Below are 14,082 nucleotides of genomic sequence, written 5' to 3' on the forward strand. Positions count from 1 at the left end.
GACTGTGATGCGAATTCGTACGCTCGTCGCGGCGACCGGAGCGCTGGCGCTGTCCCTGGTCAGCGGATGCGCGGAGGGAGGCGCCGCCGGATCCTCCGCGCATACGGTCACGTACTGGCTGTGGGACGCCAACCAGCTGCCCGCCTACCAGGCCTGCGCGAAGGGGTTCGAGAAGGAGAACCCCGGGCTGAAGGTGAAGATCACGCAGCTGGGCTGGAGCGACTACTGGACCAAGCTCACCGCCGGGTTCATCGCGGGCACCCAGCCGGACGTGTTCACCGACCACATCCAGAACTTCGGCCAGTTCGCCGATCTGAAGGTCCTGGAACCGCTGGACGACCTCGGCATCGAGGACTCCGACTACCAGCCGGGGCTCGCCGCCAACTGGGTCGGCCAGGACGGCCACCGCTACGGCGCTCCGAAGGACTGGGACACGGTCGCGCTCTTCTACAACGAGAAGCTGACGAAGGACGCGGGCCTCACCGCCGAGCAGCTGAACAGCCTCTCCTGGAACCCGAAGGACGGCGGCACCTTCGAGAAGGCCATCGCCCATCTCACGGTCGACAGGAACGGCAAGCGGGGCGACGAGCCGGGCTTCGACAGGAACAACGTCAAGGTGTACGGCATGGCCACCAACGGCGGCGGGTTCGGCGACGGCCAGACCCAGTGGAGCAACTTCGCCGCCTCCGCCGGGTGGAGCTACCTCGACAAGCCGCGCTGGGGCACGAAGTACCAGTACGACAGCAAGACCTTCCAGTCCGTCATCCAGTGGTACTTCGGCCTGGCGAAGAAGGGCTACATGCCGCCGCTGTCCGACTACAACGTCCAGTCCAACCAGGCGAACACCCAGGTCGCGGCGGGCAAGGCGGCCACCGCCTTCGACGGGGCCTGGATGATCTCCACATACGCGGGCTTCAAGGGCAAGGACATCAAGACCGCCTTGACGCCGGCCGGCCCGACCGGCAAGCGCGCCACGATGATGAACGGCCTCGCCGACTCCATCACCAAGGCCTCCAAGAACAAGGCGGGCGCCCGCAAGTGGGTGGCCTACATGGCCTCGGACCGGTGCCAGAGGGTCGTCGGCAGGTCCGGGGTCGTCTTCCCCGCCACTCCGGCCGGGACCGAGGCGGCCGTCGCCGCGTACCGGAAGAAGGGCATCGACGTCTCGGCGTTCACCGAGCCCGTGGCCGACAAGAAGCGCTTCCGGACCTTCTCCTATCCGATCGCCAGCTACTCGGCGGACATGACGGCGCTGATGTCACCGGCGATGGAGGACATCTACGGCAACGGAAAGCCCGTGAGCAGCCTCGACCAGACCAATGAACAGATCAACCTGATCCTCTCGCAGTGATCCCCCGACCAGTGAAGGGCACGCCTTACATGACGTTCTCCCTCGGCATCGTCGGCGCCGGACAGTTCTCGGGCCAGTTCGCCACCCTGTTCCAGGCCCACCCCGGCGTCAGCGCCGTCTACGTCACCGACCTGCTGCCCGAGAGGGCCGCGCAACTCGCCTCCGCCCAGGGGCTGGCGGGCACTTTCCCCTCCTACCAGGCCATGCTGGAGTCGGAGGACGTCGACGCCGTCGCGATCTTCACTCAGCGCTGGACGCACGGGCCGCTGGTGCTCCAGGGCCTCAACGCCGGCAAGCACGTGTACTCGGCGGTCCCCATGGCGATCAGCGTGGAGGAGATCGCTGCGATCATCGACGCGGTCAAGGCGACCGGGCTGACCTACATGATGGGCGAGACCAGCGAGTACAACCCGGCCACGGTCCACGCCCGCAACCAGATCGCCGAGGGCGCCTTCGGGCGGCTCTTCTACGCCGAGGGCGACTACGTCCACGACATGGATCTGGGGTTCTACGAGGCCTACCAGTACAGCGGCGGCGAGAACTGGAAGGCGACCGCCAGTTATCCCCCGCTGCTGTACCCGACCCACGCGGTCGGCGGGGTGCTGGGCGCCTGGAAGACGCACGCGGTGAGCGTGTCGGCGATCGGTGTCGTCGACGACCGGGGCGACGGTGTCTTCGACAAGGACGTCAGCCAGTTCGGCAACGACGTCTCCAACGCCACCGCGCTCTTCGAGGTGGCGGGCGGCGGCTCGTTCCGTACGAACGAGTTCCGGCGGGTCGGCTACCCCTCGCACATACGGGAGTCGCGCTTCCGCTTCTTCGGCACCGAGGCGAGCATGGAGCAGCTCGCGACGGTCGCCCTGTGGCAGGACAAGCAGGGGGTGAAGGACATCAGCGAACTGCTGGAGCCCAAGCCCACCATGGCGCCCGACGACCCCTCGCTGCAGCACATCGCGCCGGAGCTGCGGGCGGCCTTCACCTCCGGGTCGGCGCCCGTGCACGACCGTGCGCGGCTGCCGAGGGAGTTCGACCACCTCCACAACGGCCATGAGGGCAGCCACCACTTCCTGGTGGACGACTTCGTGACCGCCGTCAACGGCCGCACGCTGCCCTCGGTGAACGCCTGGGTGGCCGCCCGCTACACCCTGCCGGGGATCATCGCGCACGAGTCCGCGCGGCAGGGCGGGGCCAGGCTGGAGATCCCGGACTTCGGGGACGCGCCCCAGTAGGGGACGGCGGGTGCGAGCCGGGTGCCTGAGATCAGGTGCCCGGCTTGCGGCCGTAGACGAAGACGTCGTCGCCCTTCTTCAGCAGCGACCAGTACTTCTTGGCGTCGGTCTTCGTCATGTTGGTGCAGCCGTGCGAGCCCGGCGGGTTCCACATGCTGACGCCGACCGAGTGGAAGGCCTGGCCGCCGTCGAAGAACTGGGCGTAGGGCATCGGCACGTCGTAGATGGACGAGACGTGGTCGATGTTGCGCCAGTAGATCTTCTTCAGGCCGGTGCGGGTCTCGTACCCGTCGCGGCCCGTGCGGACCGGGACGGGGCCGTAGACGAGCTTCTCGCCGTCCTGGATCCAGCTCAGCTGGAGCGTCAGGTTGACACAGGCGATCCGGCCCTTGTTCACCGGGCACTTGCCGTCCTTGTTGGGGTTCGACCCGACGGCCTTCTGCTTCTGCATCAGGTCCATCACGCCCCAGGTGACGGATCCGGCGTAGCCGATGTTCGGCGAGATGCCGTGCTTGGTCTGGAAGGCCTTGATGGCCTTGCAGTCGGCGGCGGACTGCTTGCCGTCGACCGGACGGCCGAGGAACTTCTCGACCTTCTTCTGGTACGGGCCGGCCTGCGTGGTGCAGCTCGCGGCCTGGGCCGGTGTGGCGCCGAGTGCGAGCGTGAGCGGTGCCACCAGGCCGGTGATCCCCAGTGCGACGGCGCTGCGTCTGCGTACGTCCCCCATGGCTGGTCATGCCCTTTCACGAATGCGGGTCTGCGATGTCTGCCAGCTAGACGGGCGGAGAACGGTTCCGGTTGTGCGGTCGGGCGCGCTGGGACGGAACAGTGACATTCCTCATGGAGCGGGCGCGGGCCCGTGCAAAGCCGTGGACAGGTGAAACCGACGCCGTAAGTTGCACATATAGGCTTACGGCGTAAACTTACGGACATCGGGTAACAGTTCTCCAGTCCACGGAGCACGTGATGATCGAAACGCCCTCACCCACAGCATCGGAACGCCGCCTGCGGCGTGACCCGGCGGCCAGGGCGCTCAAGCTCGTCTTCCCGCTGACTCTCGGGGTTCTCCTGGCGTCCCACGGCAGGCACCTCGCACACCGCGACGGTCCCGTGACGGCGCCCGCCGCGGCACCAGAATCGCCTCGGGTGATCGTGCTCGTGCCCGCCTACAAGGAAGTGGATTCACTCCCCCATGTGCTGGAGGCGGTGCGGGGACAGACACACTCCGCGGACCGCGTCATCGTGACGCTCGATCCGCACAAGGAGAGCCGTCGGACCGCGGAGCTGGAACGGATCGCCCACGCGGCCGGTGCCGAGGTCTGGCATTCGGTCGGCAACCGGCACAAGAAGGCAGGCAACCTGAACGGTGCGCTGAGCAGACTGCTGCCGGACCTCTCCGATCAGGACGCGATCCTCGTCCAGGACGCCGATACCTATCTGGACCCGCACTTCATCGAGGTCACCCGCAAGAAGATGGGACAGGGATACGGCGCGGTCGGCGGGAATTTCCGCGGTCGCTCGGGCGGCAGACTGTGCGGGGCGTTCCAGCGCAACGAGTTCGCCCGGTATGCCCGGGACACGGCGCGCAAGAACGGCAAGGTGCTGTGCTTGACCGGCACCGCGTGCCTTTTCCGGGCCGGAGCCCTGAAAGACGTCCTCGACGCCCGGCGATCGGGCCGGCTTCCTCCGGCCGAAGGCGTCTACGACACGAAGGCGCTGACCGAGGACAACGAACTCACGCTGGCCCTGAAGCATCTGCACCACCGCATCGTCGCTCCGCCGCGGGCCACCATGACGACGGAAGTCATGGAGACCTGGCGGGCGCTTGCCAAGCAGCGGCTCCGGTGGAAGCGCGGCGCGCTGGAGAACCTGATCGACTACGGCCTCACCCGCTACACGACGGAAGGCTGGGCCAGACAGCTCGTGGCCTTCCTCGGAGTATCCGTGTCGACCGCCTACATAGGTTCCGTCATCTGGTTCCTCGCCTTCGGCTCGGGGCTGCGGATCGCTCCCTTCTGGATCGCCTTCACGGCGTTCTACGCCCTTGAGCGGGCCATCACCGTGAAATCGCGCGGCTGGCGTGTGTCGATCGCCTCGATGCTGGTCCTGCCCGAGTGGTGCTTCGACCTGTTTCTCCAGGGCGTCCACCTCCGCGCGCTCGCGGACACGGCCCTGCGAAGGAACCGCACTTGGTGACACCCGAACGACTCATACAAAGACGCACACAAGGAATCGCCCGAGGAAAGGAAAAGATCATGGCGAACTATGTAGGTGCCGGCACCACAGCCGCTGGAACCACCGGAGCAGGACTGCTGCCGGTCACCGGGGGCCCTGGAAGTGTCTGGTTCTGGATTGTCGTCTTCGTTCTGATCTCGGCGGGATCAGCCGCACTGCGGCTCATCCCGCGAAAGGTCAGGAACGACGCCTGACGAGGTCGCCGAGGCGGGGCCACGGAAGTGGCCCCACCGCAATGCGGGAGGTCCGAAATGAGAAGGGTGATCCGGCTTCTGAGCGTCGGCCTGATTCTCGCCGGCCTGGCCTTGGGCGGCCTCAGACTCTTCCACGACGGGCACTCCGGCGACGCCTATGCCCATACGCAGCAGGTGCTGCGCGAAGAGCTTCGGCAGTCGGCCGCACCACCGCAGACGACCCGGGAAAAGGCACCCGATCCGCGCGACGGAGAGGCCTTCGCCGAGCTGCGCGTTCCTCGATTCGGCCGGGAATTCACCCCGGTGATCGTCGAGGGCGTCTCCCCGAAGGCTCTCGAGAAGGGCCCCGGGCACTTCCCGGAGACGGCGCTGCCGGGAGCGGCGGGCAATTTCGCGGTCGCGGGCCATCGGACAGGGTGGGGACAGCCCTTCAACCGGCTCCCGGAGCTGAGGAAGGGCGACACGATCGACATCGAGTGGAAGCGGACGACCTACACCTACCGGGTCACCCACAGCAAGGTCGTGGAGCCCTCTGACGTCGGAGTCCTCCTTCCCGTTCCCGGCAAGCCGGGGGCTCGGCCCGACAAGGCCCGGATCACCCTCATCACCTGTACGGATCGCGGCTGGGACGGCACGTACGTCCACCGGTTCGTCGTGTGGGGCGAACTGGAAAGGCCATGACGGCCGGATGCATCTCCGCGGAGGAGGCACGTGATGGTGAACGGCGCGGGGCCGGGTGCCGATGAGGACGGACGTCACGGCAGGCTCAGCCGCAAGCGGGTCCTCACCGCCGCCCTGGACCTGGTCGACCGCGAGGGCCTCTCGGCACTGACCATGCGTCGCCTGGGAGCCGAACTCGGTGTGGAGGCCATGTCTCTGTACCGCTACGCGCCGGGCAAGACCGCGCTTCTGGACGGAGTGGTGGAGGCTCTGTTCCTGCAGCTGGAGGACCGGCTCGCCCAGGTACCCGCCCCGGAAACGGCCGCTGAGGCCGCGGGCCCCGAGTGGCGGGCCGAACTGCACCGCATCGCCCGCATCACCTACCAGGTCTGCCTCGACCACCCGGAGGGGGCACCGCTGATCTTCACGCGCTTCACCGAGGTACCGCTGGCACGCAGGGCACCGGCGGTCCTCAGAGATCATGAACGCGTGCTCGCCGTGCTCTGGGACGCCGGCGTCGAGGAGACACGTTCCGCCCGGGTCCTGCGCGCCTTCACCGCCTGGGTCCTCGGGTACGTGTCCGTGGAGCTGCGGGCCATGGTCGACAACCCGAGGGAGCCGGACCCCGCGTTCCGGCTCGGTCTGTACCGCATGCCGTCGGAGGAGCTGCCGAGGCTCCGCGCGACCGCACCCGCCCTTGCCGAGCGGGGCGGTCCCGAGGGCCTGGCGGCCGGGCTGGACGCACTGCTGGACCGCTTCATCGAGAGCGAGCGCTGACGGTGCGCCATAGCCCGGCCGCAGGTGACCGTCCTCGTCACCGGTATCCGGTGACGTCCGCGGGCTTCCCCGCGTCCTGGACCTCCACGAGGTAACGCCAGGCGTCCGGACGACTGCCGTCGAGGTCGGTGAAGCCGTACACCTGGGCGAGGCCGCCGCTGGAGAGGGACGTGCCGTTGAAACGGGACACGTCCGGGTCGGCGGCGAGCGCGGCCACGGCCCGCCCCACGTAGTGCGGGGTCTCCGAGATGGCGAAGTGGGGGACGCGCTCCAGGGCGTCGCGCCAGTTGTCCTCCCGTACTCCGAAGGCGTCCAGCATGATTTCCGAGCGCATCCAGCCCGGGGTCAGGGCGACCGTGGTGGCGCCGCGCGGGCCGAGTTCGTGGCCGAGGGAGAAGGCCATGCGCAGCACGGAGGCCTTGGCGAGGTCGTAGAAGAAGTTCACGCGGTAGTTCTCGGCGTTGTAGTCCGCGGTGCCGTCGGTGACCTCGACGACCAGGCCGCCTGGGTTGCGCAGCAGCAGGGGCAGGGCGTGGTGGCTGGTGACGGCGTGTGTCTCGACGGCGAGCTTGAGCAGGCGCAGGCCGTTGTCGAGGTCGTGCTCCCAGAGGGGGGTGTCCCACTCGAAGAGCTTCTCGCCGCCCCAGATGTCGTTGACGAGGACGTCGAGGCGGCCCTGCTCGTCCGCGATCCTGTCCACGAGCGCCCGGACCTGCGCCCGGTCGAGATGGTCGGTGGGGACGGCGACGCCCCGCCCGCCGGCCGCGGTGACCAGGTCGGCGGTGTCCTCGATGGTCTCGGGCCGGTCGTACTCCGAGCGGCGGGCGCGGGTGGTGCGGCCGGTGACATAGACCGTCGCGCCGGCCGCGCCGAGTTCCACGGCGATCCCTCGTCCGGCGCCCCGGGTCGCACCGGCGACCAGTGCGACCTTGCCCTGCAACGGAGCTGACATGTCCGACCTCCCGTGAGCTGACTGCTTGGCGCCTTCAGCGTGACGGGTAAGCCGGACATCTTCTGTCGCCTTTTACCGGCGACACGCGATCAGTGGCCCCGGGCGATCCATTCCTGAAGCTGCGGGGCCTCCGCGCCGATGGTCGTGGAGTCGCCGTGGCCGGTGCGGACCGTCGTCTCGGGCGGCAGGGTCAGCAGCCGGTCGCGGATCGAGTCGATGATCGTCGGGAAGTGCGAGAAGGAACGGCCGGTGGCGCCGGGGCCGCCCTGGAAGAGGGTGTCGCCGGTGAAGACGGTGCCGAGGCCCGGGTCGTAGAGGCAGACCGCGCCGGGCGCGTGCCCCGGGGTGTGCAGGACCCTGAGGTCGGCGCCGCCGGCCTCGATCGTCTGGCCGTCGACCAGCCAGGCGTCCGGCTCGCGGTCCGGGTGGGTCTGCTTCCACAGCGGCAGGTCGTCATGGTGCAGCCAGATCGTGGCGCCGGTGCGCTCGGCGAGGGCGGGGGCGGCGTCGATGTGGTCGTTGTGGGCGTGCGTGCACACGATGGCCGTGAGCCTGCGGTCCCCGACTGCCTCGACGATGGCGTCGGCGTCGTGGGCGGCGTCGATGACGATCGCCTCGTGGTCGTCGCCGACGATCCACACGTTGTTGTCGACGTCCCAGGTGCCGCCGTCGAGGCTGAACTGGCCGGAGGTGACGAGGTGTTCGATACGCGTCGTCATCACAGCACCACCACCGAGCGCAGCACGTCGCCGTGGTGCATCCGCTCGAACGCCTTCTCCACCTCGTCGAGCTGGATGGTCTCGGTCACGAACGCGCCGAGGTCCAGGCGCCCCTGCAGATGCAGGTCGATCAGCATGGGGAAGTCGCGGGAGGGCAGGCAGTCGCCGTACCAGCTCGACTTCAGCGCCCCGCCGCGGCCGAAGACGTCGAGCAGCGGCAGGTCGAGCTTCATCTCGGGTGTGGGGACGCCGACGAGGACGACGGTGCCCGCGAGGTCACGGGCGTAGAAGGCCTGCTTGTAGGTCTCCGGGCGTCCGACGGCCTCGATGACGACGTCGGCGCCGAAGCCGCCGGTGAGCTCGCGGATCGCCTCGACCGGGTCGCTCTCGCGCGAGTTGACGGTGTGGGTGGCGCCCATGGACCGGGCGGTCTCCAGCTTGCGGTCGTCGATGTCGACGGCGATGATCGTCGCCGCTCCGGCCAGGTGCGATCCCGCGATGGCCGCGTCGCCGACACCGCCGCAGCCGATCACGGCGACCGAGTCGCCCCGGCCGACGTTCCCGGTGTTGATCGCGGCGCCGATGCCGGCCATCACACCGCAGCCCAGCAGCCCGGCCACCTGCGGGGCGACGCCCGGGTCGACCTTGGTGCACTGTCCGGCCGCGACCAGTGTCTTCTCCGCGAAGGCGCCGATGCCGAGGGCCGGGGACAGCTCCTGGCCGGTCGAGGCGAGGGTCATCTTCTGCTGCGCGTTGTGGGTGTCGAAGCAGTACCAGGGCCGCCCGCGCAGACAGGCCCGGCACTTCCCGCACACCGCACGCCAGTTGAGGATCACGAAGTCACCGGGCTCGACGTCGGTGACGCCGGCACCGACCGCCTCGACCACGCCCGCGGCCTCGTGGCCCAGCAGGAACGGGAACTCGTCGTTGATGCCGCCCTGCTTGTAGTGCAGGTCGGTGTGGCACACCCCGCAGGCCTGCACCTGCACCACGGCCTCGCCCGGGCCGGGGTCGGGCACCACGACCGTCTCGATCCGCACCGGCTCGTCCTTGCCGGGGGCGATCACGCCGCGTACTTCCTGGGCCATGGTGCTGACTCCTTCGTCGGCCGGGGTCCGTTCCCTTCCGACCCTACGCGCGACTGATCGGTAAGGAGCGCGGATCGGCCACCCTCCTCTCCACGAAAGGGCAGGCCGCGCGGGTCGCCGGCGACGTAGCCTGAACGCTCCGCCGACGCCGAGGGAGCGCCGTGAGCATCGCAGAGACCGAGACCGCCACACCCGCGTGGCGGCAGCTCCTCGGATACGTACGGCCGCACCGCTGGTCCCTGTTCACCGGTGCGCTGCTCTCGCTGGTCACCGGGGCGACCGGGCTGCTGCTGCCGCTGGTGGCGCGGGAGCTGATCGACGACCTGTCGCACGAGCGGGCCATCACCGGCGCCCTGCTGGCGATGTCGGCCCTGGTCGTGACCAACGCTGCGGTGGGCGCGCTGGGTTCGTACGTGCTGACGCGCACCGCCGAGTCGGTGGTGCTCGGCGCGCGGCGCGCCCTGTCGTCGTATCTGCTGCGGCTGCGGATCCCCGCCGTGGACCGCAGCGAACCCGGGGACCTGATGGCCCGCATCACCTCCGACACCACCCTGCTGCGCGCGGTCACCACCGACTCGCTGGTCGGCCTGGGCACGGGCGGGCTCACACTCGTCGCCACGGTGGTGATGATGGGCCTGGTGGACGCCGTGCTGCTGGGCGTCACCCTGGCCGTGATCCTGGGCGCGGGCGTGGTCCTCGGGGTGATCGTGCCGCGCATCAACAAGGCGAGCCGGGAGGCGCAGACCGCGGTGGGGGTCATGGGGGCCTCGCTGGAGCGGATCCTCGGCGCCCTGCGCACGGTGAAGGCGTCCGGTGCGGAGCACCGGGAGGAGCAGACGCTGCACGAAGCGGCGCAGGAGTCGTGGCGGCAGAGCGTGCGGGCCGCCAAGTGGTCGGCGGCCGCGGGCAACACGGCGGGGCTCGCCATGCAGATCGCCTTCATCACGGTGCTCGCCGTGGGCGGCGCACGGGTCGCGACCGGGGCGGTCGACGTGGGCACGCTGGTGGCGTTCCTGCTGTACGTCTTCTACCTGATGTCGCCGATACAGCAGGTCGTCGGCGCCGTCACGCAGTACCAGACGGGCGCCGCGGCCCTCACCCGCATCGAGGAGGCGCTGCGCCTGCCCGCCGAACCGGCCGCCGAGGCCGCGCCGCTGCCCTCCCCGGGCGCGCAGCCCGCCGCCCTCGCCTTCGACGACGTCCGCTTCCGCTACGCCGACGACCTGCCCTACGTCCACCACGGAGTGACGTTCACCGTGCCCGCGCAGGGCATGACGGCGTTCGTCGGCCCGTCGGGCGCCGGCAAGACAACCGTCTTCTCGCTGATCGAGCGGTTCTACGACCCCGAGTCCGGTGCCATCACGCTGGACGGGCGGGACCTGAACGACTGGGAGCTGCCCCGGCTGCGTGCCGCGATCGGCTATGTGGAGCAGGACGCACCGGTCCTGTCGGGCTCCCTGCGGGACAACCTGCTGCTGGGCCATCCGGAGGCGGACGAGGACGCTCTCGCGCGGGTGCTCAAGACGACCCGTCTCGACGGTCTGGTCTCCCGGCTGCCCGCCGGCCTCGACACGCTCGTGGGGCACCGGGGCACCAAGCTCTCCGGCGGTGAGCGGCAGCGCGTCGCCATCGCCCGTGCGCTGCTGCGCCGCCCCCGGCTGCTGCTGCTCGACGAGGCGACCTCGCAGCTGGACGCGGTGAACGAGGCGGCGTTGCGCGACACCGTCGCGGACGTGGCCCGTACGACCACGGTCCTCGTCGTGGCGCACCGGCTGTCCACGGTGACGATGGCCGACCGGATCGTGGTGATGGACGCGGGCCGGGTCCGGGCCGTCGGCACGCACCGTGAGCTCGTGACGGCCGATCCGCTCTACGCGGAGCTGGCGGCGACGCAGTTCCTCGCCACCGCGGACTGAGCCCGGGTGTGCGTGAGGGCCGCCCGGACGGGGGCGGCCCTCACGCACACGCCGCGGTCAGCGGACGTTCGGAAGGAAGCCGAAGACCGGGGAGACCAGACCGACGACCTGGTTCAGCTGGTCGAGGTCGTTGAGGCGGTTGAGCCCGGCCAGCTGCGAGGAGGGCCGCGGGATCTCGTCCTTGTGCTCGGCGGGGATGTCGCTCACGGTCAGCGAGTCGAGCGCGGACATCGGGCTGAGCGGGCTCTTCGCTTCCGCGTCGGCCGCGTTCGCCATCGGCGCGGCGAGGCCGGTGACGCCAGCGGCGAGACCAACGGCGGCGACGATACGTCGTGTTGAGATCATGCCTATCGCAACGCGGGCGGGTGCCCGGCGGACACGGGTGGGCGGTGCCGCTCACCCGTCAGGCCCAGTGTCCCGGTTGCGCTTGCCGAGCCCGGCGGGCGGGAGGACGCTCGACAGGAGAGGCCTTTCGCGGCCCGCTCCCGGCGGGCCGCGGCCCTTCGAAGGAGGTCATCATGGGAACCGCGGCAGACCCCGCCTTCGACCGAGACACCCTGCGCCGGGGCGTGGAAGGACAGACCCCGGACATCCTGCTCTCCCTGTACGCCGACGATGCGGAACTGCGCATCGTGGACCGCACGACCCAACCGAGCCACCCCAAGGTCCTGCACGGCCGGGACGAGATCGGCCGGATGCTGGAGGACGTCTACAGCCGCGACATGTCGCACAAGCTGGAGCGGTGCGTCATCCAGGGTGACGAAGCCGCCTACAGCGAGAGCTGCCAGTACGCGGACGGGGTGCGCGTCCTGTCCGAATCCATGATCGCGCTGCGCGGCGGCAAGATCGCCGAGCAGACCCTGGTCCAGGCCTGGGACGAGTAGCGGGAGCTCACCGGCCCCGACCCAGGAGTGGATCATCTCGGTGTCGGCGGGGTGCGATCAGCGCATCCAGGCGCTGTACGACATGACGTCTCCCTCCTCGACGCCGAACGCGGGTTCCGGGTCGGTGAGCGTGCTCTCCAGCCCGAGGACGGCTCCAGTGGCCGGGTCCATGATCAGCATGCGGCGGACGCCGCCGGTGTCGTTCACGTAGGCCTGGCCGCGTCGGCCGAGCCGGTCGGTCACCTGGCCGACCGGTCGCAGCCCCTCGGCACCGGCGAGGAGCCGGGCGAGCGCCGCGCTCTCCCGTGCGCCGAGGGTCCAGTGGTCCAGCAGGGTCGCCATGGCGTCCAGCAGCTCGGGTGTGGTCAGCGGAGTGTCGGTGAACCGAGCCTCCATCAGGTAGGCGCGCAGCCGGGCCGGGTCGCGTGGCGGGGGCGACTGGGGCGGGGCGTCGCTCCAGCTCGGCGGGTACGTGCGGTCGAGGAGGACGTGGCGGTCGTCGACGAGGTGCGGGGTGCCGGCCGCGTCGGAGAGGACCGGGCGGCCGGGGTGCCGTGGGTCGGTCGCCACAACGAGTTCGGTGTGGCTGCCGTCGGGCCGCCAGCGCACGATGCGCTCCTCGGGCAGGGTGATCGGAGGCTTGTCGTCCGACATTCCGAGGCTCCAGGACTGCACGTGCGTGCCCTTGCGCAATCGGGGCGAGCCGTCGGCCGCCTCGGCCGCGGCGCGCTCGGCCAACCGGTCCAGGGGTACGGGTGTGGAGCCCGACTCGATCACCAGCGGGCGGGGCGCGGCAACCGCGGGCGTGGTGCTCGGGCCGCTCAGCACGAAGGTGAGGGTCAGGGCGGCGACGACGGCCGTGGCGGCCAGCCCCCAGGCCAGCCGGGGCCCCCACACCGGCCGGGGCCGGCCGGAGCCGGGCAGCGAACGGTGCGGATCAGTGGCCGGGCCGGCGCCCTCGCCCGGGTTTCGCAGACGACCGGACAGCCGATCCCAACGGTCCCGCAGACGACCGGAGAGGCGGCCCGGGCGGCCCCGCAGACGGGCGGAGAACTGGCCCGGCCGGGCCCGCAGACGGCCAAAGTGCCCCTCCCCCGGCTCCAACAGCAGCCGCTCGAGCCGGCGTTCGGCGTTGTGGTCCAGGGGGCCGTCGCCGAAGTGGGGGCCGTCGGGCGGCACCGGGTCGGCGCTGCGCAGGAGTTCGAGTTCGTCAGCCATGGCCGTGTTCCTTCGGGGCGGTCATGCAGGGGTGCTCGGCGGTCGGCGGCTTGGGACGCAACCGGTCGATCTCGGCTCTGAGGCGGCGCCGGGCCCTGTGCAGCCGCATGGACGCGGCCCGGCTGCCGCAGCCGAGCGCGACGGCGACCTCGTCGATGCCGAGTTCCTCCCAGGCCGTCAGGCGCAGCACCTCCTGGTCGGCCGCGGAGAGCCGGGCGAGTGCCTCGTGCACCCAGCCGCCGGGCGTGTCGGCCTCGGGGCCCGCCGTGATGTGCCGTCCGTGCGCGGTGTCGTCGTTGCCGAGCCGGTCGACGAGCCGGCGGCGGCGTCCGTGACCGCGCACCGCGTTGGCCAGGCAGTTGCGTGCCACGCCGTACAGCCAGGGCAGCGCGGCGGCCGGCAGGTCGGCCCGGCGCCGCCAGGCCACCGTGAACACCTCCGCCACCACTTCCTCCACGTCGCCGGTCCGCCCGTCCAGTCGCCGGGCGACATAGCGGCTGACCGCCCAGTAGTGCTCGCGGTAGGCAGCGGCGAAGATCTCGTCGTTGCTCATGTCCCGTTCGTGTCCGGCACCTTCTCGATCGTCACACCCGATTTCGTGATTCTCCTCGCGTCGGTGACGTGTGACGTCCGGGCGGGGCGCGGACACAGGCGGGGCATGAGGCACCTGAAGTGGCTGACGACCACGGATCACAAGACGATCGGCACGCTGTACCTGGTCACGTCTTTCGCGTTCTTCGTCATCGGTGGCGTGATGGCGCTGTTCATGCGCGCCGAGCTGGCCCGGCCGGGTCTGCAGATCATGTCGAACGAGCAGTTCAACCAGGCGTTCACGATGCACGGCACGATCATGCTGCTG

15 protein-coding genes are annotated in these 14,082 nt (G+C 70.2%); 8 read left to right on the plus strand and 7 right to left on the minus strand.

The genetic code is table 11. The annotated features are described in order from the left end of the window. Positions 1 to 7: 7 nt before the first annotated feature. Both AB0G20_RS38900 and AB0G20_RS38905 read left to right on the plus strand, forming a co-directional pair. Positions 8 to 1,351, plus strand: a complete 1,344-nt coding sequence (locus tag AB0G20_RS38900) for a sugar ABC transporter substrate-binding protein (RefSeq protein WP_361311459.1) — start codon at positions 8 to 10, stop codon at positions 1,349 to 1,351. A gap of 29 nt (positions 1,352 to 1,380) precedes the next feature. Next, positions 1,381 to 2,580, plus strand: coding sequence for a Gfo/Idh/MocA family oxidoreductase (locus tag AB0G20_RS38905; RefSeq protein WP_361311462.1), 1,200 nt, complete (start codon positions 1,381 to 1,383; stop codon positions 2,578 to 2,580). A 31-nt stretch (positions 2,581 to 2,611) separates the two neighbouring features. Here the strand turns inward: AB0G20_RS38905 and AB0G20_RS38910 are convergent, their stop codons facing one another. After that, a complete protein-coding gene (locus tag AB0G20_RS38910) occupies positions 2,612 to 3,307 on the minus strand; it encodes a L,D-transpeptidase (protein WP_361311465.1) in 696 nt (231 codons plus the stop codon). 383 nt (positions 3,308 to 3,690) lie between these two features. On the opposite strand from AB0G20_RS38910, the gene AB0G20_RS38915 reads away from it, so the two are divergent. From AB0G20_RS38915 to AB0G20_RS38925, 3 genes are all read left to right on the plus strand, one after another. Further along, positions 3,691 to 4,776 (plus strand): glycosyltransferase family 2 protein, encoded by a 1,086-nt coding sequence (locus AB0G20_RS38915; protein ID WP_361311468.1) that lies wholly within the window; start codon positions 3,691 to 3,693, stop codon positions 4,774 to 4,776. A gap of 290 nt (positions 4,777 to 5,066) precedes the next feature. After that, complete coding sequence (locus AB0G20_RS38920) at positions 5,067 to 5,690, plus strand: class E sortase (RefSeq protein ID WP_361311471.1); 624 nt, start codon at positions 5,067 to 5,069, stop codon at positions 5,688 to 5,690. Between the two features lie 33 nt (positions 5,691 to 5,723). After that, positions 5,724 to 6,446, plus strand: a complete 723-nt coding sequence (locus AB0G20_RS38925; RefSeq protein WP_361311474.1) for a TetR/AcrR family transcriptional regulator C-terminal domain-containing protein — start codon at positions 5,724 to 5,726, stop codon at positions 6,444 to 6,446. A gap of 37 nt (positions 6,447 to 6,483) precedes the next feature. On the opposite strand, the gene AB0G20_RS38930 is transcribed toward AB0G20_RS38925, so the two are convergent. From AB0G20_RS38930 to AB0G20_RS38940, 3 genes are all read right to left on the minus strand, one after another. After that, positions 6,484 to 7,398, minus strand: coding sequence for an SDR family oxidoreductase (locus AB0G20_RS38930; protein WP_361311477.1), 915 nt, complete (start codon positions 7,396 to 7,398; stop codon positions 6,484 to 6,486). 89 nt (positions 7,399 to 7,487) lie between these two features. After that, positions 7,488 to 8,117, minus strand: coding sequence for an MBL fold metallo-hydrolase (locus AB0G20_RS38935; protein ID WP_361311480.1), 630 nt, complete (start codon positions 8,115 to 8,117; stop codon positions 7,488 to 7,490). Then, a complete protein-coding gene (locus AB0G20_RS38940; RefSeq protein ID WP_361311483.1) occupies positions 8,117 to 9,205 on the minus strand; it encodes an S-(hydroxymethyl)mycothiol dehydrogenase in 1,089 nt (362 codons plus the stop codon). Before AB0G20_RS38940 ends, AB0G20_RS38935 begins: the two co-directional genes overlap by 1 nt. A 161-nt stretch (positions 9,206 to 9,366) precedes the next feature. Here AB0G20_RS38940 and AB0G20_RS38945 point away from each other — a divergent pair, with 161 nt between their 5' ends. After that, positions 9,367 to 11,121, plus strand: a complete 1,755-nt coding sequence (locus AB0G20_RS38945) for an ABC transporter ATP-binding protein (RefSeq protein ID WP_361311486.1) — start codon at positions 9,367 to 9,369, stop codon at positions 11,119 to 11,121. A 57-nt stretch (positions 11,122 to 11,178) separates the two neighbouring features. Here the strand turns inward: AB0G20_RS38945 and AB0G20_RS38950 are convergent, their stop codons facing one another. After that, on the minus strand, positions 11,179 to 11,466 hold the full coding sequence (locus AB0G20_RS38950) for a hypothetical protein (RefSeq protein ID WP_361311488.1): 288 nt from the start codon (positions 11,464 to 11,466) through the stop codon (positions 11,179 to 11,181). Positions 11,467 to 11,639: 173 nt separating this feature from the next. Here AB0G20_RS38950 and AB0G20_RS38955 point away from each other — a divergent pair, with 173 nt between their 5' ends. Next, entirely contained in the window at positions 11,640 to 12,005 is a 366-nt protein-coding gene (locus AB0G20_RS38955; RefSeq protein ID WP_361311491.1) for a nuclear transport factor 2 family protein, read from the plus strand. A 57-nt stretch (positions 12,006 to 12,062) separates the two neighbouring features. Here AB0G20_RS38955 and AB0G20_RS38960 read toward each other — a convergent pair whose 3' ends face one another. Next, positions 12,063 to 13,223 carry a CU044_5270 family protein gene (locus AB0G20_RS38960; RefSeq protein WP_361311494.1) on the minus strand — a complete coding sequence of 387 codons (1,161 nt, stop codon included), beginning with the start codon at positions 13,221 to 13,223 and terminating at the stop codon, positions 12,063 to 12,065. Continuing rightward, positions 13,216 to 13,776, minus strand: a complete 561-nt coding sequence (locus AB0G20_RS38965) for a sigma-70 family RNA polymerase sigma factor (RefSeq protein WP_361311497.1) — start codon at positions 13,774 to 13,776, stop codon at positions 13,216 to 13,218. Before AB0G20_RS38965 ends, AB0G20_RS38960 begins: the two co-directional genes overlap by 8 nt. 105 nt (positions 13,777 to 13,881) lie before the next feature. Between AB0G20_RS38965 and AB0G20_RS38970 the strand changes: the two genes are divergently transcribed. Beyond that, positions 13,882 to 14,082: cbb3-type cytochrome c oxidase subunit I (locus AB0G20_RS38970; RefSeq protein WP_355819038.1), on the plus strand; the 201-nt coding region annotated here is incomplete at its 3' end.

Origin of the sequence: Streptomyces sp. NPDC024017, assembly GCF_040638895.1 — a bacterium.
In the GTDB taxonomy this organism is placed as follows: domain Bacteria; phylum Actinomycetota; class Actinomycetes; order Streptomycetales; family Streptomycetaceae; genus Streptomyces.